Source organism: Flavobacterium sp. DW-iso2, from assembly GCF_058725285.1.
Genome location: NZ_JBZXDY010000008.1, coordinates 14,364 through 33,422, shown reverse-complemented (window position 1 = coordinate 33,422; position 19,059 = coordinate 14,364). Strand labels below are relative to the sequence as shown.

18 protein-coding genes are annotated in these 19,059 nt (G+C 36.2%); 13 read left to right on the top strand and 5 right to left on the bottom strand.

From position 1 onward, the window contains the following. The first annotated feature begins 101 nt into the window (after positions 1 to 101). The 4 genes from hutU (at position 102) to AC4PRO_RS07480 (ending at position 4,259) form a co-directional block, all read left to right on the top strand. The gene (hutU, locus tag AC4PRO_RS07495) at positions 102 to 2,084 is read left to right on the top strand and encodes a urocanate hydratase (RefSeq protein WP_492116902.1); all 1,983 of its coding nucleotides are present in this window, start codon (positions 102 to 104) and stop codon (positions 2,082 to 2,084) included. 37 nt (positions 2,085 to 2,121) lie between these two features. Then, positions 2,122 to 2,649 (top strand): DUF4136 domain-containing protein, encoded by a 528-nt coding sequence (locus tag AC4PRO_RS07490; RefSeq protein WP_074722036.1) that lies wholly within the window; start codon positions 2,122 to 2,124, stop codon positions 2,647 to 2,649. A gap of 65 nt (positions 2,650 to 2,714) precedes the next feature. After that, positions 2,715 to 3,122, top strand: coding sequence for a group III truncated hemoglobin (locus AC4PRO_RS07485; protein ID WP_492116901.1), 408 nt, complete (start codon positions 2,715 to 2,717; stop codon positions 3,120 to 3,122). Positions 3,123 to 3,128: 6 nt separating this feature from the next. Then, entirely contained in the window at positions 3,129 to 4,259 is a 1,131-nt protein-coding gene (locus AC4PRO_RS07480) for an esterase-like activity of phytase family protein (RefSeq protein ID WP_492116900.1), read from the top strand. A gap of 58 nt (positions 4,260 to 4,317) precedes the next feature. Here the strand turns inward: AC4PRO_RS07480 and AC4PRO_RS07475 are convergent, their stop codons facing one another. Both AC4PRO_RS07475 and AC4PRO_RS07470 read right to left on the bottom strand, forming a co-directional pair. Further along, positions 4,318 to 4,611 carry a type II toxin-antitoxin system RelE/ParE family toxin gene (locus tag AC4PRO_RS07475; RefSeq protein ID WP_074721422.1) on the bottom strand — a complete coding sequence of 98 codons (294 nt, stop codon included), beginning with the start codon at positions 4,609 to 4,611 and terminating at the stop codon, positions 4,318 to 4,320. Further along, a complete protein-coding gene (locus AC4PRO_RS07470; protein WP_074721424.1) occupies positions 4,608 to 4,856 on the bottom strand; it encodes a hypothetical protein in 249 nt (82 codons plus the stop codon). Before AC4PRO_RS07470 ends, AC4PRO_RS07475 begins: the two co-directional genes overlap by 4 nt. A gap of 780 nt (positions 4,857 to 5,636) precedes the next feature. Between AC4PRO_RS07470 and AC4PRO_RS07465 the strand changes: the two genes are divergently transcribed. The 3 genes from AC4PRO_RS07465 to AC4PRO_RS07455 all read left to right on the top strand — a co-directional run bounded on the left by AC4PRO_RS07465 (position 5,637) and on the right by AC4PRO_RS07455 (position 10,068). After that, complete coding sequence (locus AC4PRO_RS07465) at positions 5,637 to 7,397, top strand: aromatic amino acid hydroxylase (protein WP_492116899.1); 1,761 nt, start codon at positions 5,637 to 5,639, stop codon at positions 7,395 to 7,397. Between the two features lie 221 nt (positions 7,398 to 7,618). After that, a complete protein-coding gene (locus AC4PRO_RS07460) occupies positions 7,619 to 8,392 on the top strand; it encodes an alpha/beta fold hydrolase (RefSeq protein WP_083380341.1) in 774 nt (257 codons plus the stop codon). Continuing rightward, a complete protein-coding gene (locus AC4PRO_RS07455; RefSeq protein ID WP_492116898.1) occupies positions 8,389 to 10,068 on the top strand; it encodes an AMP-binding protein in 1,680 nt (559 codons plus the stop codon). The genes AC4PRO_RS07460 and AC4PRO_RS07455 overlap by 4 nt, the downstream gene beginning before the upstream one ends. A 72-nt stretch (positions 10,069 to 10,140) precedes the next feature. On the opposite strand, the gene AC4PRO_RS07450 is transcribed toward AC4PRO_RS07455, so the two are convergent. The 3 genes from AC4PRO_RS07450 to alaS all read right to left on the bottom strand — a co-directional run bounded on the left by AC4PRO_RS07450 (position 10,141) and on the right by alaS (position 14,648). After that, on the bottom strand, positions 10,141 to 10,761 hold the full coding sequence (locus tag AC4PRO_RS07450) for a DUF4230 domain-containing protein (protein ID WP_074721430.1): 621 nt from the start codon (positions 10,759 to 10,761) through the stop codon (positions 10,141 to 10,143). A gap of 2 nt (positions 10,762 to 10,763) precedes the next feature. Next, positions 10,764 to 11,720: a GSCFA domain-containing protein gene (locus AC4PRO_RS07445; protein WP_492116897.1), complete on the bottom strand. Its 957-nt coding sequence runs from the start codon at positions 11,718 to 11,720 to the stop codon at positions 10,764 to 10,766. 291 nt (positions 11,721 to 12,011) lie between these two features. Beyond that, positions 12,012 to 14,648, bottom strand: coding sequence for an alanine--tRNA ligase (gene alaS / locus AC4PRO_RS07440; protein WP_492116896.1), 2,637 nt, complete (start codon positions 14,646 to 14,648; stop codon positions 12,012 to 12,014). 320 nt (positions 14,649 to 14,968) lie between these two features. On the opposite strand from alaS, the gene AC4PRO_RS07435 reads away from it, so the two are divergent. From AC4PRO_RS07435 to AC4PRO_RS07410, 6 genes are all read left to right on the top strand, one after another. After that, positions 14,969 to 15,946 carry a M23 family metallopeptidase gene (locus AC4PRO_RS07435; RefSeq protein WP_074721436.1) on the top strand — a complete coding sequence of 326 codons (978 nt, stop codon included), beginning with the start codon at positions 14,969 to 14,971 and terminating at the stop codon, positions 15,944 to 15,946. After that, positions 15,946 to 16,278: a MerR family transcriptional regulator gene (locus AC4PRO_RS07430; RefSeq protein WP_074721438.1), complete on the top strand. Its 333-nt coding sequence runs from the start codon at positions 15,946 to 15,948 to the stop codon at positions 16,276 to 16,278. The genes AC4PRO_RS07435 and AC4PRO_RS07430 overlap by 1 nt, the downstream gene beginning before the upstream one ends. Before the next feature lie 11 nt (positions 16,279 to 16,289). Further along, positions 16,290 to 16,877, top strand: coding sequence for a LemA family protein (locus AC4PRO_RS07425; RefSeq protein WP_074721440.1), 588 nt, complete (start codon positions 16,290 to 16,292; stop codon positions 16,875 to 16,877). A gap of 147 nt (positions 16,878 to 17,024) precedes the next feature. Next, positions 17,025 to 17,462 carry a TPM domain-containing protein gene (locus AC4PRO_RS07420; RefSeq protein ID WP_074721442.1) on the top strand — a complete coding sequence of 146 codons (438 nt, stop codon included), beginning with the start codon at positions 17,025 to 17,027 and terminating at the stop codon, positions 17,460 to 17,462. After that, positions 17,462 to 18,265: a TPM domain-containing protein gene (locus AC4PRO_RS07415; RefSeq protein ID WP_074721444.1), complete on the top strand. Its 804-nt coding sequence runs from the start codon at positions 17,462 to 17,464 to the stop codon at positions 18,263 to 18,265. Before AC4PRO_RS07420 ends, AC4PRO_RS07415 begins: the two co-directional genes overlap by 1 nt. A 220-nt stretch (positions 18,266 to 18,485) precedes the next feature. Continuing rightward, a complete protein-coding gene (locus tag AC4PRO_RS07410) occupies positions 18,486 to 18,713 on the top strand; it encodes a hypothetical protein (protein WP_492116895.1) in 228 nt (75 codons plus the stop codon). The last annotated feature ends 346 nt before the right edge of the window (positions 18,714 to 19,059 follow it).

Below are 19,059 nucleotides of genomic sequence, written 5' to 3'. Positions count from 1 at the left end.
CTAGTGATCTCACAACGCTCAGTATACTGACATAAGAAATAGATTCCAAGGAATCTGTTTTAGCGAAAAACCACTTACATAAACTAACGAATTAAAATAAAATGAATTTTCAAGAACAAATCCAACAAGGAATCCCTACCATACTACCTCAACAAAAACCGTATGAGGTAGCTATCAATCACGCGCCAAAACGAAAAGAAATCCTTTCAGCTGACGAAAAAAAACTAGCTTTAAAAAATGCTTTGCGTTATTTTGAACCGCAACATCATGCCGAATTAATACAAGAGTTTCGTCAGGAGCTGGAAACCTACGGTCGTATTTACATGTACCGCTTTCGCCCGGATTATGAAATGCGCGCGCGTCCAATTAATGAATACCCTGGAAAATGTGAGCAAGCAAAAGCCATAATGTTGATGATTCAAAACAATCTGGATTATGCAGTAGCACAGCATCCTCATGAATTAATCACCTATGGTGGCAACGGAGCTGTTTTTCAAAACTGGGCACAGTACCTATTGACAATGAAATACCTGTCAGAAATGACAGACGAGCAAACATTAACCATGTATTCCGGTCATCCTATGGGATTATTTCCTTCTCATAAAGAAGCGCCAAGAGTAGTTGTAACTAACGGAATGGTAATTCCTAATTATTCTCAGCCAGATGATTGGGAAAAAATGAACGCCTTAGGCGTGTCACAATATGGGCAAATGACTGCTGGTAGTTATATGTACATCGGGCCACAAGGAATTGTGCACGGCACAACTATTACGGTACTGAATGCTTTTCGAAAAATAAAACAAAGCCCTACAGGAGGTTTATTTGTTACTTCCGGATTAGGCGGCATGAGTGGCGCCCAGCCCAAAGCAGGAAATATCGCAGGTTGCATTACCGTTTGTGCGGAAGTAAATGCCAAAATCACCCACATACGTCACAGCCAAGGTTGGATCAACGAAGTGATCGAAGACATTGATGAATTGGTAAAAAGAGTTGCTTTGGCGAAAGCTAATAAAGAAATCGTATCGATTGCCTACCTTGGAAATGTGGTAGACGTTTGGGAAAAATTTGACGAACAAAACATACACATTGATTTAGGAAGTGACCAAACCTCCTTACATAATCCCTGGGCAGGAGGATATTACCCTGTTGGAATTTCGTTTGAAGAAGCAAATACGATGATGGCAGAAAATCCTGTTTTATTCAAGGAAAAAGTACAAGAAACATTACGTAAACACACTGACGCCATCAATAAACACACTGCCAAAGGAACGTATTTCTTTGATTATGGAAATGCTTTTTTACTAGAAGCTTCTCGCGCTGGAGCGGATATAATGGCAGAAAACAATATAGATTTCAGATATCCAAGTTACGTACAAGATATCATGGGACCCATGTGTTTTGATTACGGATTTGGCCCTTTCCGCTGGGTTTGTGCTTCAGGAAAACCAGAAGATTTACAAAAAACAGATGCCATCGCCTGCCAAGTACTGGAAGAAATGGCAAAAACAGCACCAGTTGAAATTCAGCAACAAATGCAGGATAACATTCAATGGATAAAAGGCGCACAAGATAACAAATTAGTTGTAGGATCTCAAGCTCGTATTTTATATGCCGATGCTGAAGGTCGTGTGAAAATTGCGGAAGCATTTAACCAGGCTATTGCCAAAGGAGATATTGCAACGGTAGTTCTTGGACGGGATCATCATGATGTTTCTGGAACAGATTCACCTTACAGAGAAACTTCTAATATCTACGATGGCTCCCGTTTTACGGCTGATATGGCGATACAAAACGTAATAGGAGACAGTTTTCGTGGAGCTACCTGGGTATCCATTCACAATGGCGGTGGAGTAGGCTGGGGAGAGGTAATAAACGGTGGTTTCGGCATGGTTCTTGATGGTTCTAAAGAAGCTTCAAGACGCTTACAATCAATGCTTTTCTGGGATGTCAACAATGGTATTTCAAGAAGAAGTTGGGCTCGTAACGAAGGAGCTTTATTTGCAATAAAAAGAGCAATGGAGGCAGAACCTTTATTAAAGGTCACGATCCCTAATATTGTTGCAGATAATTTATTGGATTTTTAAAAATTTGAACGTACCTTTAGTAATCAAACAATTAGCCATGAAAGCAATTAAACTCCTTCCCGTACTTTTCCTTTTCATATTAGCTGCTTGTAGCTCTGTTAGAGTGAATGCAGATTATGACAAAAATGTAGACTTTACCCAATATAGAACCTACGCCTTTCACAAAAGTGGCATCGACAAAGTACAAATATCTGAATTTGACAAAAAACGTATCCTTTATGCCATCGATAACGAACTAAGCAAAATGGGAATGACCAAAAGCGAAAACCCCGATTTGTTAATTAATATTTTTACCAAAGAAAGAGAAAGATTGGAAGTAAATCAATTTAATGCTGGATGGGGTTACGGATGGGGATATGGGTGGAATCCTTATTTGTGGGGAGGACGCAATTATGTAAGCTCTTCTACAGAAGGAACTTTATACATTGACCTGATCGATGCCAAGAAAAAAGAATTAGTATGGGAAGGTGAAGGCGTAGGTTACTTAACCGAAAATCGTGACCAAAAAGAAAAACAAATTAATGAGTTTGTTGCTAAAATTTTAGCACAGTTTCCACCAAAATAACAAATCCATAAACCGTATATACTAGAAATGGCCTACCTTTGCGTAGGCTTTTTTTATATCCAATTATGACAAAACTTACAGACATTACTACCCTCGAAGACATCAAATTACTTGTTGATACTTTTTATTCCAAAGTACAAAAAGACGAATTTATAGGCCCAATATTTAATGAAAAGATAGGCGATCGCTGGCCAGAACATCTGGAAAAAATGTACCGCTTCTGGCAAACGATCTTACTCGAAGTACACACCTATTCCGGCAGTCCGTTCCCTCCACATAAACAATTACCGGTTGCCAAAGAACATTTTGACCGCTGGATGGAAATTTTCACCACCACAACAGACGAGTTATTTGATGGTGTTATTGCTGAAGAAGCAAAAATACGCGCCAAGAATATGGCAGAAATGTTCAATTATAAAATTGACTATTTTAGAAATGCCGCACAAAACGGAGATCTTTTAAATTTGAAATAACACTCGATGCGCAAATTATTATTACTTGCTTTTTTACCCTTTAGTTTCCTTTCTTGCTCTACTGCAAAAACAAATGAAACCGCAAACAGCAATCCTAGATTAACGCTGTTAAACAGCATTGAAATTCCGTTCAATAAAGAATTTAAAAATACAGTCGTTGGCGGAATATCTAGCATCGATTATGATGCAAAGAATGATCTTTACTATTTTATTTGTGACGATAGAGCCGTCTATAATGACGCTCGTTTTTATACTGCCAAAATACATTTGACCGCCAATAAAATCGATAGTCTAGCCTTTCAAAATGTAGTTTCTTTAAAAAATGCTGCTGGCAAAAAATACAGCAACTGGGAGACACAACCCAACTCCTCTATTGATCCCGAAGAATTACGCTACAACCCAAAAACCAACACCGTAGTTTGGAGCAGTGAAGGCGCCCGCGTTATCGCCAAAGACTTTTCGGTATTGCAGAATCCAGCAATCCAAACAGCCGCTGTTAACGGAAATTTTGTAAATGAATTTGATTTACCCGCCAATCTCAACATGCAAAAAGAAGAAAAAGGACCTCGTAGCAACGGCGTACTCGAAGGCATCACTTTTAACAAAAAATACACGACGCTGTACACCAACGTTGAAGAACCTTTGTACGAAGACGACACCGAAGCTACAACAACTAAAGGCGGTTTGATTCGAATATTTAAATTTGACACAAAATCTAGAAAAAATACAGCACAATATGCATATGAATTAGATCCCATTGCGCACGAGCCCAATCCTAAAAATGGTTTTGCGGTAAATGGAGTTTCTGCTATTCAATATTATAGCAAAGACCAATTGCTAGTGATAGAACGCTCCTACTCAGTAGGAAAACAAGCTTGTACGATAAAAGTCTATTTATGTGATTTCTCAAAAGCAACTGATGTAAAAAAAATTGCTTCTTTGCAAAACCAAGAATTTACTATGGCTTCCAAAAAACTAATCCTAAACATGGATGACTTGGGGATTTTTATTGATAATATCGAAGGGTTGACTTTTGGTCCAAAACTGGCTAATGGCAAGCAATCACTACTTTTTGTATCTGACAATAATTTCTCTGATAAACAGAAAACGCAAGTGTTGCTTTTTGAATTTGATTAAATTTTAGAATTTGATTTTCAATACCATCAATAGCTCCGATATAAATACCGTGGCCATTTTAATACATATCTAATTTACTAGGATTTTGCTTGCCGTTAAAGATATCTACAACTAAGATTGTAGTATCATTTCGTTCGTATATAATTTTATATGACCAAATACTGAAATGACGGAACTTTTCTTTATTTATGATGGGATCCATGGCATACTCATAACGTTCATCTTTTAAAGATTCCACTAAATCAATTATCTTATTTAAAACGTTTTCAGCATTTTGAGGACTGTCCTCAAAAATATAATTGTAAATATCAGAAAGTGAGTTTCGAGCTTCCTGAGACCAAACTACCTTCATTTCTTTTTACCTAAAACATGGTTTTTCACCTCCTCTGACGTGTAGGTTTCTGCTCCATCTGCAACGGATTCACTAATGGACTCGATGTGTTCAACATATTGTGATTTAGTCAAAGTCTTTCCCTCAATAGTTCGAGCTACTATAACATCTCCATTCAAGATTGTGTCTATTTTCTCTAAAATAGTTTTATCTTGAACATCTATTAGTTTCTTGATTATCTTGTTTTTATAAGCTTCGATATTCATAACGCATTTATTTTATAACGTAAAGATACGACTTTTTAAAAACGGATAATCATTTTTAGATTAACCAACTTATACTCATTTTATTCATACCTTGGCTATAATGTTTTTCTTTAAAAAGATCACTTCACTAAAGAAAATGACTATCTATTTAGAACCTAACCCTACCAACTTGTCATTTCGACAAAGGAGAAACCACGATTTAGAAACTCCATTAACTGTTATCTATGTAAACAAGTGTTCCTATTCTTTACATAATCCGATTGCTCTGCCTCTTGTAACAACTAGATTTGTTAATAATTTATAGTGAACAATCCACTGTGAGATTCTTCCTTCGTCAGAATGACAAAGTTGGGCAAATTGTTTACGGAATGTTTTGAGTGCGTGTTTTATCGTGATTGCTTTGCTTCATACTTCGCAACTACTCGCAATGACTCGGTTGATAAGTAATTAAAACGAATAATCATTAATGAGACTCATCCTTCGTTTGAATGATAAGCTAAATGACTTGGAAACATCTAATCTTTCATTACACCAAAACTCTCCTAGCCCCGAGTGAAATGGAAAGCTTTTTATGCAAGCCGTTTTTATTTTTCTTGTTTATAAAAAGCGACTCCTCTCCCCAGCCCTCTCCAAAAGAAAGGGAGAAAATAGGAAAACGGCCTTTTATTTGCTTTTTTATCAACTTTAGAAAAACGAACGGCTAAATAAAAACTTGTGATGAAAAGCGGGAAATGGCTCCCAGAATTCGTACTTTTGTGCTATAACTACAACGTTTTCGACATGAACACAAATATTGAAAGTAATCCCTTATTAGACCGATTGCCAAAACACTTGAAGCAATTTATTAAGCCTCAAGATTATAGTGACTACACGCCTATCAATCAAGCGGTGTGGCGTTATGTTATGCGTAAAAACGTGGATTACTTGTCAAAAGTGGCTCATCGTTCATATCTAGAAGGATTAAAAAAAACGGGAATAGAAATCGATAATATCCCGAGTATGTACGGTATGAACCGTATCCTGACCGAAATTGGTTGGGCTGCCGTAGCTGTGGACGGATTTATTCCGCCTAATGCTTTTATGGAATTTCAGGCATATAATGTGCTGGTTATTGCTTCAGACATTCGTCAACTCGAACATATAGAATACACGCCAGCACCAGATATTATTCACGAAGGTGCCGGTCACGCACCTATTATCGCCAATCCGGAATATGCGGAATATTTGCGTCGTTTTGGAGAAATAGGTTGTAAAGCCATATCCTCTGATAAGGATTACCAAATGTATGAAGCCATCCGATTACTTTCGATTGTCAAAGAAGCGGAAGACACACCACAGGCAACTATTGGTGCAGCCGAAAAGGCGGTAGAAGATTTGCAAAACAATATGAGCGAACTATCTGAAATGGCCCAAATAAGAAACCTACATTGGTGGACTGTGGAATACGGCCTAATAGGAACTGTTGAAAACCCTAAAATTTATGGAGCTGGACTTTTATCTTCAATTGGAGAAAGCGCCCATTGCATGACGGATCAAGTAGAGAAATTCCCTTATGATATTACGGCTGCCCAAAAAAGTTTTGACATTACAAAGTTGCAACCTCAGCTTTATGTAACTCCAAATTTTGCTTATCTAAATTTGGTTTTGGAGGAGTTTGCTAATAAAATGGCATTGAGAACAGGTGGTTTATCTGGAATCGAAAAACTGGTTAACTCGAATGCTTTAGGAACAATCGAATTAAGTACTGGCTTACAAATATCGGGAGTTTTTACCAATGTAATTGAGCATGAAGGGAAACCGATTTACATACAAACGACAGGAAAAACAGCACTAGCCTCCCGCGAAAAAGAATTAGTAGGTCACGGAACAGCAACTCATGCCGAAGGTTTTGGTAGTCCAATCGGAAAACTGAAAGGCATCAACATAGCCATCGAAGACATGAGTCCAAAAGACTTAAACGCTTACAGCATAACGGAAAGCAACAGTGTAAAACTAGAATTTGAAGGAGACATTACGGTTGAAGGAGAAATCATCACTGGTTCCAGAAATTTACAAGGAGCAATTATCCTTATCCGTTTTAAAAACTGTACCGTTACACATGGAGAAACGATTCTATTTCAACCGGAGTGGGGTATTTACGATATGGCAGTGGGTAAAAAAGTAGTTTCGGCATTTTCTGGACCTGCTGATGTGAATAGTTTTGACCTGATTACACATATGCCTTCTAGCACCACTATTAAGGCAAAGCATACTGCTGAGCGCGACGACCTGGAAGTCTTATACCAAACTGTCCGAATCATAAGAGAATCCAAAGACATATACGCTTCCTTAGCTCCTATTCTTAATAAGCTAAAAAAGGATCATCCTAAAGACTGGTTGCTTGCTGTTGAAATTGCGGAACTCCTTAAAAACAGAAATGAGACCCAACTACTGGATGAAGTTCTAAACCACCTTGAAGATTTAAAACAGAAAAGACCAGAAATAGCTCATTTGATTAGCGGAGGTCTGGACTTAATTTTTCGCACTATTATAACATTATAATTCCCCCCACTTTTAAATAAAAAGTATTTTAATAGTTTACACGCTGCCCTACATCTCTTGTTTGGCAGCGTATTTTTTTAGTCCTTAAAACAGATTACCTCCTTTTTGCTTTAAAACGAGAATAGTTCAACGCAATAGCGGAATACAGCTAAAGAAAAACAGCAATCAGGCTGATTCAGGATAAAAAAGCCTATATTTAAATTTCAAAAGGAAATATGAATATGGGTACTAAAGACAGTAAAATGATTCGCATCGTAGAAAATAATATTTTTTGCAGCCAGATCACTCCACTGAATTGCACAAATCAATCCGTACTCATTTTTCTTCATGATGCATTGGGATGTTCTGAAAGTTGGAAAGAATTCCCTGTTCAACTTTGCGACAAACTAGAAACAAGAGGTTTTTTGTATGATCGATTAGGTCATGGAAAATCAGATACCTTAGATTCGAAATGGTCAAAAGGCTACCTTGAAGCGGAAGCTTATTTTCTGAGAGAAATTATACTATCACAAAATTTCACAAATTTTATTTTGATTGGCTCGAGCGACGGTGCCAGCATCGCGCTATTATATGCCGCCAAATACCCAGATTGTCAAGCAATCATAAGTATTGCAGGACACGTCAAAGTGGAAGAAGCGACTAAGGCAGGTATTAGAAATACCATTCAAAATTCAGAAAAAATCATTGCTCAATTAGAAAAATACCATAGCAATAAAACAGCACGTCTTTTTCAAAATTGGAAAAACTGCTGGCTTTCAGAGGGATTTAGCAATTGGAATATAGAAGATGAGCTCCAAAAAATTCAATGCCCGAGCCTTATCCTGCAAGGTGAAAAAGACGAGTATGCCACACAAGAACATTGTACCAACATTGCCAAAAAAATAGGAAGTACTGCATTACCCATTATTATTGAGGGCTGCAGACATTTTCCATACAAAGAAAACCCTTTTCTTATATCGCAAAAAATCAATTCCTTTTTAAATAAAAGATTATGAAAAAATACAGCTACACAAGCGGCATCAGTGATGAACCTTTATTAGGTCTAACAATAGGCGAAGCTTTTGAAGATACCGTAAATCGGTTTCCCAAAAACGAGGCTGTTGTTTCTAGACATCAGAATATTCGTTATACCTACGAGCAACTAGAAATTCGGGTAAACCAATGTGCCAAGGCATTTTTAGCGATTGATATACAAAAAGGTGATCGCGTGGGCATATGCGCCAGCAACTGTGTAGAATGGTTAATTGTTCAAATCGCAACGGCCAAAATAGGTGCGATTTTAGTAAATATAAATCCCAGTTATCGCACTTACGAACTAGAATATGCCTTAAATCATTCCGGATGTAAATCGATTGTGATTGCTGATAAAAACAAACATACGGACTATAGTGAAATGCTTTTTGAATTAATCCCTAATCTCAAAAACAACACTCTTCCTACTTTTGATTGTAATGAATTTCCGTTGTTAAGATCGGTTATTTCTTTAAGTCAGACCAATCTTGAAGGAATACTGATGTGGGAAGAATTTATCGATATGGGAATCCACATTGATTATCATAAATTAGAAACCAGACAACGTCTTCTTTCTTTTGACGATCCGATCAACATCCAATTTACAAGTGGCACAACAGGAAGTCCAAAGGGAGCCACATTAAGCCATCATAATATCTTAAACAACGCTTATTTTACTTCTAAAACACAGCGTATCACTGAAAAAGACAAAATCGTAATACCAGTTCCCCTCTACCATTGTTTTGGTATGGTACTAGGGAATTTAGGTTGCATCAGTCAAGGAGCAACTATGATCTACCCGAGTGAAACCTTTGATGCCGAAGCAACTTTAAAGGCGATTTCTGAAGAAAAGGCCACTGCCCTTTTTGGAGTACCCACAATGTTTTTTGCTGAGCTAGACCACCCTGATCTTAAACAATATGATCTCAGCAGTTTGCGAACAGGAATTATGGCTGGATCGCTATGTCCATCAGAACTGATGAGAAAGGTGCAAACCGAAATGCATTTAGTCGAAATGGAAATTGGTTACGGCATGACAGAAACGAGTCCGCTGAGCACTCAAACTAGGCACGATGCTCCATTTGACAAAAGAGTCAGCACCGTGGATCGAGTTTTGCCGCATACCGAGATAAAAATCATCCATCCAGAGACTCATCAAGTCGTTCCCATCGGCGAATCAGGAGAGCTTTGTACTCGCGGATACTGCGTAATGCTCGGTTATTGGAATGACCCCATTAGAACAAAAGAATCTATTGACACCGCCGGCTGGATGCATAGTGGCGATTTGGCGACGATGGATGAAGAAGGCTATATTAATATTGTGGGAAGAATCAAAGACATGATTATCCGTGGCGGCGAAAATATTTACCCAAAGGTTATAGAAGAGTTTCTATATACCCATGACAAAATAAAAGAAGTATCAGTTTTTGGAATACCGGATGAAAAATATGGAGAGCAAGTATGTGTTTGGATTCAAATGCATGACAAATCAGAACTCACGGCTTCAGAAATAAAAGAATATTGTAGAGGAAAAATAGCTCATTATACCATTCCTGGTCAGGTAAAATTTGTCACTGAATTTCCGATGACTGTTACCGGTAAAATTCGTAAAGTCGAGATGAGAGAAGCAATGATGGCTGAATTAGGACTTACAAAATAATAAAAAAAAGGGTTTAAATCAGTCTACTGTTTAAACCCTTTTTATTGAATCGAAAAACAAATTGCAAACGCGTCACAATTTTATTTTCTGTCCAAAATCTTTTTCGCTTTCAATTACAACCCCCTCATATTTTAATGTCCATCCTAAACTATTGGTAAGAATTAAGAACTTAGACAACTCGCTAACTAACCTGTTTTGAGCATTTGTTTTAAGTGTTGACTTTTCTATTTTTTTGGCCAGATTTGCTTTTACTGATTTATTAATTTTATTATAATCATCTCCGGTAAAAGGATTTAGCTTACTTTGTTCTACATCATAAAACTGAATATCTGGACTAATTTTAATTTCCTCTTTTGGAATATATAAAATGGAAATCATTTTGTTTTTTTCGTCAATATCATATTTCATTTTATGCAAATCATATGCGACAGTTACATCTGCATTAACGACTATCAAAGCCTTTTTATCGAATGTAAGCATTCCCATCAGGTATTTTTCCTGATTCTTATATGTAATCACTTCAGAAAAATGCCCTTCCGTTACTACTAGTTTACCTACATTGACAATTTGTTGCTGTATCAAGCTCGTATTGTAATCTATTCCTGAATCGTCCTCTTTCTTGAATTCACAATATTTAAACAATAATACAACGACGACTATCATTGCCATAAAAATAAGTAATCTTCTTAGCATAATTAAAATTTCATGAATGAATATTGAGAGACCAATGTAGTAATTTTATCCTTTAGTTTAGCTTCAAATTTTTGATGACTTTCTGAACTAGGATTAAAAGGTTTATGAGATAAACTTTTTTGGATATTTTCTACTTCCTCCATTGCAACTAAAGCGGCTTCTGAAATATTAGCTTCCTTGAAACGTTTCCAAATATAATCAATCGCAACCTGGCTGGGATGCAACATATCTTCGTTATAAAAACGATAATCCCGAAGTTCATCCATCATGATTTCATAACTGGGAAAGTATTCCGTTTTCAGTTGGTAGCATTCTGTTATCAAAACTTCATGAATAGCAGCTATTAAATGGGACTTACTTAATTGATTTTCGACAAAACCATCTTTGATGTGTCGCACTGGTGAAACCGTAAAAATGATTTTTACTTCCCGATTAATTGAATGAATTAAATCGATTGTATTTTGAATACTTTTCTGAATTATATCTATCGCCAACAGTTCTTTCTTAAACTGTTTTTGAGGAACTTTGTGACAATTGGCAACGATCGCGTTGCTTTCAATATTTTGATATGCCCAAGCCGTCCCAAACGTTATAATGATGTGTGAAGCTTCGCTTAGCTGTTTCCAAGTTAATTGGATGATTTTATTCAAATCATTTATTAACTCAAGTGGATTAGCATTACTTAAATCAGAATGTGCAGCATAACAATGCCAGCGTTCATTGTAAAAAAAAATATCGGCCTCCGTAAATACTTTTTCTGCAACAGCGAAGGCAATAAATTTTTCGATTGCCAGCGGATGAAATAAAATTCCAAACGGATTACAGAAATTCTGAAATTTAAAATAATGCAGTTTCTCTGACATATTTACCGCAAAGCAAGAGCCCAAAGACATAATCTTCGAATTGTAATCTATCGAATGAGTACTTTTAGGAATGGGTATTTGAGTTCTGAAATTCATAGGATTATATTAAATCGTTTCAAAAATACAAAATTTGATCTCTATGAAATAAAAAATGAACTCAGAAACGTTACAATGTTCTTGAGTTCATCAAATAAATTAAAATCAACTTAGCAGTTAAATTTCATTAATATAATTTATTTTCATCAACATCTTCTTCTAAGATATAAATTCCTTTTTAGTTTATTGAGCAATTAAAATTTAATTTAGAATCTTTATTTGTGATTTAAAAACCCTTTCGATTTGCCTGCGCAAAAGGAAAGGGTTAGTCATTTTAATGAGTAAGAAAAACTACTTCACAAAATCCACCGCTTTGTTTAAAGCTTCTGCAATTCCATCCACATTTTTTCCACCTGCAGTAGCAAAGAAAGGTTGTCCACCTCCTCCACCTTGTATGTGCTTCCCTAATTCACGAACCACTTGTCCAGCATTTAGGCTTTTATCAGCTACTAATTCTTTAGAAATATAACAGCTTAACATTGGTTTTCCTTCTTCGGCTGTAGCCAAAACCAAAAACATATTAGTTCCTAAATTCCCTAAATCATAAGCTAAATCTTTAGCTCCTTCTGGGTTAAGATCCACTTGAACTGCCAGAAACTGTACTCCGTTTATTTCTTGGATTTGTTGCGCCAATTCTGTTTTTAATCCTTTTGCTTTATCTCTAATTAATTGCTCTACTTGCTTTTTTAATTTGGCATTTTCCTCCTGTACTGAAACTACCGCTTTAATAACATCTTGCGGGTTTTTCAGAGCAAGCTTAATCTCGTTCAATGCATTTTCCTGAGAAGCAAAGAAGACCTTAACTGCATCACCAGTAATCGCTTCTATACGTCGAATCCCTGCAGCAACAGCTCCTTCTGAAACGATTTTGAAATACCAGATTTCGCCAGTATTCTTCACGTGAATTCCTCCACAAAGTTCCATGCTTTCGCCAAATTTAATTGCACGAACATGATCTCCATATTTCTCACCAAACAAAGCCATCGCTCCTTCTTCTACCGCTTGCGCGAAAGGAATATCTCTGCGCTCTATTAATGGTAATTGTTCTTGAATTCTAGCATTAACGAAGTCTTCTACTTGCTGCAGTTCTTCATCAGTCACTTTTGCAAAATGAGAAAAGTCAAAACGCAAATGGTTTGGACTTACTAACGATCCTTTTTGTTCCACATGTGTTCCTAATATGCTTCTCAATGCCTGATGCATCAAGTGGGTCGCAGAGTGATTTTTTGTTGTATCTGATCTTAATTTACTATCTACTTTAGCCACAAAACCACCGTTTACATTCTCTGGTAATTTTTTAGTAAAATGCAGAAATAAATTATTCTCTTTTTTAGTATCTATAATTTGGATGGTTTCATTTGCCGAAACTAAAACCCCTTTATCTCCCACTTGTCCTCCACCTTCTGGATAAAACGGTGTGTTATCTAAAACGATTTGGTACATCACACCCTCTTTTTTAGAGTCCACCTTACGAATGCGGGTAATTTTTGCTTCACTTTCTGTTTGATCATAACCTACGAAAGTTTCTGTATTTCCTTCTACTAAAACTTTCCAATCATCTGTTGAAACTTCAGAGGCAGCGCGCGAACGTGCTTTTTGCTCTTGCATCGCTTTATCAAAACCAGCTTCGTCTAGACTGAATCCTCTTTCTCTAAGAATCAAAGCCGTCAAATCGATTGGAAAACCAAAAGTATCATACAATTCGAATGCTTTTGCCCCCGGCACTTCTTTTCCTTGATTAGTTGCAATTACGTTATCTAACAACTGTAAACCTTGATCCAATGTTCGCAAAAAAGAAGTTTCTTCTTCTCGAATTACATTTGTTACTAAGCCTTGTTGTTTTTTGATTTCAGGGAAAAACTCTCCCATTTGGTCCGCTAAAACAGCAACCAACTTAAATATAAAAGGTTCTTTGGTATTCAAAAAAGTAAATCCATAACGTATTGCACGACGCAAAATACGACGAATTACATATCCCGCTCCAGTATTAGAAGGCAATTGTCCGTCGGCAATAGCAAAAGCTACTGCACGCACGTGATCCACAATTACACGAATCGCAATATTGGTTTTATTTTGATCTTCACTTATCTCCTTTACTTCGTTCGAAGTATATTTCAATCCTGTAATTTCCTCCACTTTTTCAATAAGCGGTGTAAACACGTCCGTATCATAATTTGAAGTAGTATTTTGCATTGCCATACACAAACGCTCAAACCCCATTCCGGTATCTACGTGTTGTGCCGGTAATTTTTCAAGAGAACCATCGGCTTTACGGTTGAATTCCATAAATACGTTGTTCCAAATTTCAACGACTTGTGGATGATCCGCATTAACTAAGCTTCTACCTGTAACTGCCGCTCTTTCTTCATCAGTACGCAAATCGATATGAATTTCAGAACATGGTCCGCATGGTCCTTGGTCTCCCATTTCCCAAAAATTGTCTTTTTTGTTTCCAAGGATAATGCGATCTTCAGGAACGAACTGTTTCCAAATATCAAATGCTTCTTGATCAAAAGGCACATTCTCTGCTTCGTTTCCTTCGAAAACAGAAACATACAAACGGTCTTTATCTAATTTTAAAACTTCGGTTAAAAATTCCCAAGCCCAAGGCAAGGCTTCTTCTTTGAAATAATCACCAAAAGACCAGTTACCTAGCATCTCGAACATAGTATGGTGATAGGTATCAAACCCTACATCTTCTAAATCATTATGTTTTCCTGAAACACGAAGACATTTTTGAGTGTCGGCAATTCTATTACTTTTTGGTGTGGCATTACCCAAAAAATATTCTTTAAACTGTGCCATTCCTGAGTTATTAAACATCAAGGTTGGATCATCTTTAAGTACTATGGGTGCCGAAGGAACAATTAAATGTCCTTTGCTTTCAAAAAAGTCTAAAAATTGTTTACGTACGTCTTGTGATTTCATTATTTTATTTTTTTTGCCACTAAGGCGCTAAGGCACAAAGTTTTTTTATTTATGTATTGCTCTAAAGCATTTCATGCCCCAGATAGTAGTGGAAAGCTTCGAGATTGAGTAATCATTTTTTTCTTGAAACGGCAGAGCGACCAGCGGAAGCTCCTGCTGTATCATTAGAAAAAACGATTACTAAACGAGAACTTGCAACGAATAGCTGGAATAGGCACATTATTTTATTTATTATTGAAAAAACGCGAGAACAAATGAAACATTTATTAAATTTGTTCATCTTACATTTTACAATGTGCAAAAATAGGGTATTTTAAAATATGGCGAAAGTAAAATATTATTACGATTCGGAAAATCTAGCTTATAGAAAAATAAAAACAAAAAAAAGATGGAAATTTGGTTTTGCCGCCTTGTTTTTAGTGGCTTCGGCATTGTTTGGCTCACTTATATTTGTGCTTTTATTAAACACACCTTACTTTGACACACCGAAAGACCGGCTACTAATTCGTGAAAATGACAATTTAAAATTGAATTACGCCGTTTTAGACAAAAGAATGGATCAGCTTGACAATGTAATTGAAGCGATTGAAGAACGGGATAATAATTTATACCGAACTTATTTCAACACAGCGCCGATACCAGAAGAAGAACGCAAATCAGGATTTAGTGGCGAAGATAGATATGCTGCTTTACAGGGTTATGACAATACGCAGCTGGTACTTAATACAACAAAAAGAGTAGATGTTCTTACCAAAGAATTGGCCATACAATCTAAGTCGCTCGATTACATTTTAAAACTGGCAAAAGCCAAAAACAAATTATTGTCTGCCATTCCTGCCATTCAGCCTGTCATGAACGAAAATTTAAAACGAATGGCTTCTGGTTTTGGATACCGGACAGATCCATTTACTAAAGCCCGTAAAATGCATAAGGGGATGGACTTTACAGCTAAACAAGGCACACCTATTTTTGCAACTGGAGACGGAGTTGTAGCACAAGCGGACAACAGGGCTTCCGGTTACGGGAATCATATCGTCCTTAGGCATGGTTATGGATACGAAACCTTGTATGGCCATTTAAGCAAATACAATGTCAAAGCGGGACAAAGAGTGAAACGAGGAGACATTATAGGTTATGTGGGAAGTACAGGTAGATCTGAAGGTCCACATTTACATTATGAAGTACACAAAGACGGTAAAGTAGTTAATCCGCTTAATTTTTATTATGGAAATATTTCGGCAGTGGAATATGTTGCCATTTCAAAATTAGCGAACCAGGAAAATCAATCATTAGACTAATGCACATAGAGCTACAACCAGATAAAAGATATTATAGCATTGGTGAAATCGCCAAAGCTTTTGATGTAAATGCTTCGCTGATTCGGTTTTGGGATAATGAATTTGATATTCTGAAACCAAAGAAAAATGCTAAGGGGAATAGAATGTTTACTCCGGAAGACATTAAGAACCTGCAACTTATTTATCATTTGGTAAAAGAAAGAGGGTTCACCTTAGAAGGGGCTAAAACACATTTGAAAGAAGGACAGAAGAAAACATTGGATAAATTTGAAATTATCCGAAAATTAGAAACAATAAGAACACAATTAACAAATATTAAAAATCAACTTTAAATTAAACAAACATGAAAAGATTTTTGCCTTGGATTATCGGAGCCGTTGTTATCATCGGAATATACAGCTATGTAAAAGGAATCAATAATACTGCTGTAGTTTACGAGCAGGGAATTAACGAGTCCTGGGGTAATGTTCAAACTTCTTATCAAAGAAGAAATGACTTAATCGGAAACTTAGTGAATACTGTAAAAGGTGCTGCTGATTTCGAAAAAAGTACTTTGACTGCCGTTATTGAAGCACGTGCCAAAGCGACTTCGGTTACTGTTGACCCTACAAATATCACTCCGGAACAATTAGCACAATTCAATCAAGCACAAAGCGGCGTAAGCAGTTCTCTTTCCAGATTGTTGGTTAGTGTAGAACGTTACCCTGAATTAAAAGCAAACCAAAATTTCTTGAAATTACAGGATGAATTAGCTAGTACAGAAAATCAAATTCTTACAGCCAGAACGCGTTTTAACGAAGCGGTAAAACCATACAACAATCATATCAAAATTTTCCCAAACTCAATCTTTGCAGGTATGTTCGGATTTAAGGAAAAACCATATTTCGAAGCTGTTGTAGGTGCTGAAAAACCAGTTGAAGTAAAATTCTAAATCCCCTAAATTAAAAAGGGCAGTTTTAAAATAAACCATTAAGGAATTTAGATTATTAAGAAATAATGAATCTTGTTTCTTAATGGTTTATTATTTTAAAATGAATCAGCCCTCTTTATCTATTAATTCTAAATAAAAAAGCAACTCATGTCAAAAGTAGAAGATTTTTTAACCCAAGAAGAAGAACAAGAAATTGTTGAAGCTATTCGTGTGGCCGAAAAAAATACCTCTGGAGAAATCAGAGTGCATCTCGAGAAAACGACTGCTTTAGATCCTTATGATCGTGCACTTGAAGTTTTTAACGAACTAAAAATGGACCAAACTGAACTTAAAAATGGGGTTTTAATTTACCTTGCCGTGAAAGACAGAACATTTGTGATTTGTGGTGACCAAGGGATAAATGATATTGTAACTAATACGTTCTGGGATAGTACGAAAGATATCATGGTTGCTCATTTTAAAAACGGTAATTTTAAACAAGGATTAATTGACGGAATCCTAAGAGCAGGCGAAGAACTTAAGAAACATTTTCCGTGGTCTGAAGATGACACGAATGAACTATCAAACGAAATATCTAAAGGATAATGATTTTACAAAAAAAGAATACAACCCTTTTACTGCACTTACTTATTGGTCTTTTTATAACGCAAATAGGGTTTGCACAATTTACAATTCCAAAGAAACCCGATTTTCAAACTAGTGTTTATGATTATGCCAATGTATTAAGTGCATCAGAAAAAACACAGTTAGAAGAAAAACTCGTTAAGTATGCGGATACCACAACTACCCAGATTGTAGTTATTACTATTGAAAGCCTAAAAGGAGAAGACATAGGTATACTAACACCAAAATGGGGACAAGAATGGGGAATTGGAGGAACTCAAAAGGATGATAACGGAGTCCTTATTTTATTGGCTAAAGCCGAAAGAAAAATATGGATATCACCTGGCTATGGCCTTGAAGATCGCCTAACAGCAGGAATTGGTGGTGAAATAACTCGAAATATTATATTACCCGAATTTAGAGCTGGAAGCTACTATAATGGTTTAGATAAAGGAACTGACGCGCTATTTGATGTTTTTAAAGGAAAATACAAAGGAGAGCGAAAGCAAACCAAAGGAAAAGATTTTCCTATTTTACCTTTTATCATTATTATTGTTATCATTCTTGTATTGATTTCAAAAAATAAAGGTGGTGGTAACTCTGGTAATCGCGGTGGCGGTGGACCCAGTTTACTGGATGTCATTCTCTTAAGCAGTCTTGGCCGTGGAGGCGGAGGCGGAGGTTTTGGAGGTGGATCTTCTGGAGGAGGTTTTGGCGGAGGCGGATTCGGTGGTGGATTTGGCGGCGGCGGATTTTCTGGAGGAGGTTCTGGAGGAAGTTGGTAAACAAGATTCACTCTATTCAATTATAAAAAAAGCTGCAATTTGCAGCTTTTTTTTATGGTTATTCTCTATTTGATTTTTTACCACAACGCAGAAAGTAATTTATATGGACTTATTTCTTGGTCACTTAGACTTTGTAGGTTATTTTAAATTTTAATAATTGATTACCAATTAGTTAACTATATTTTTTAACTATTAATTGTAAATTTAATAGAAAAAAGCCATGAAAAATTTTGCAATAAAAGTCGTGTGGTTTACCACAGCATTTGTATTTATTTTTGCCGGTTTATGTCTAACTGACATAGTAGTACCCATACTCCTAAGTTTACTTATTTTTGGAGAATTATTAATTCTATTTATGGTTTACACGGTACTGACTGATAAATACACCACTACAAAAACGTTTAAGGATTGGTACGGTGATCATCCTATGAATACTTTAGATGACTAGAGATAAATTTTTAAAATAAATCATACTCCGGTTATGAATAAATAATCACTATTGACCTGCAATATATCTCGCGAAATTCCAAACGAAACTAGTAATTATTCATCCGTGATAAAGAATGAATCATTCAATTAAACTATTTTTAGATTTGGAAATTAGCGTAAAAAATTTAGAACGAGAAATTCACTTACCAAATCATGGGTACTTGTGATGATGAAATTAGGTAAAATGAAAACGAATGATAGAGAGTCAAAGTCAACGAATTTTGGAAAAATGACATCGACTTGCCAAACACCCCAAGTTGAAAAAATTATGAAGGCGTTCAGCACGCATTAAAGATCATAAATTA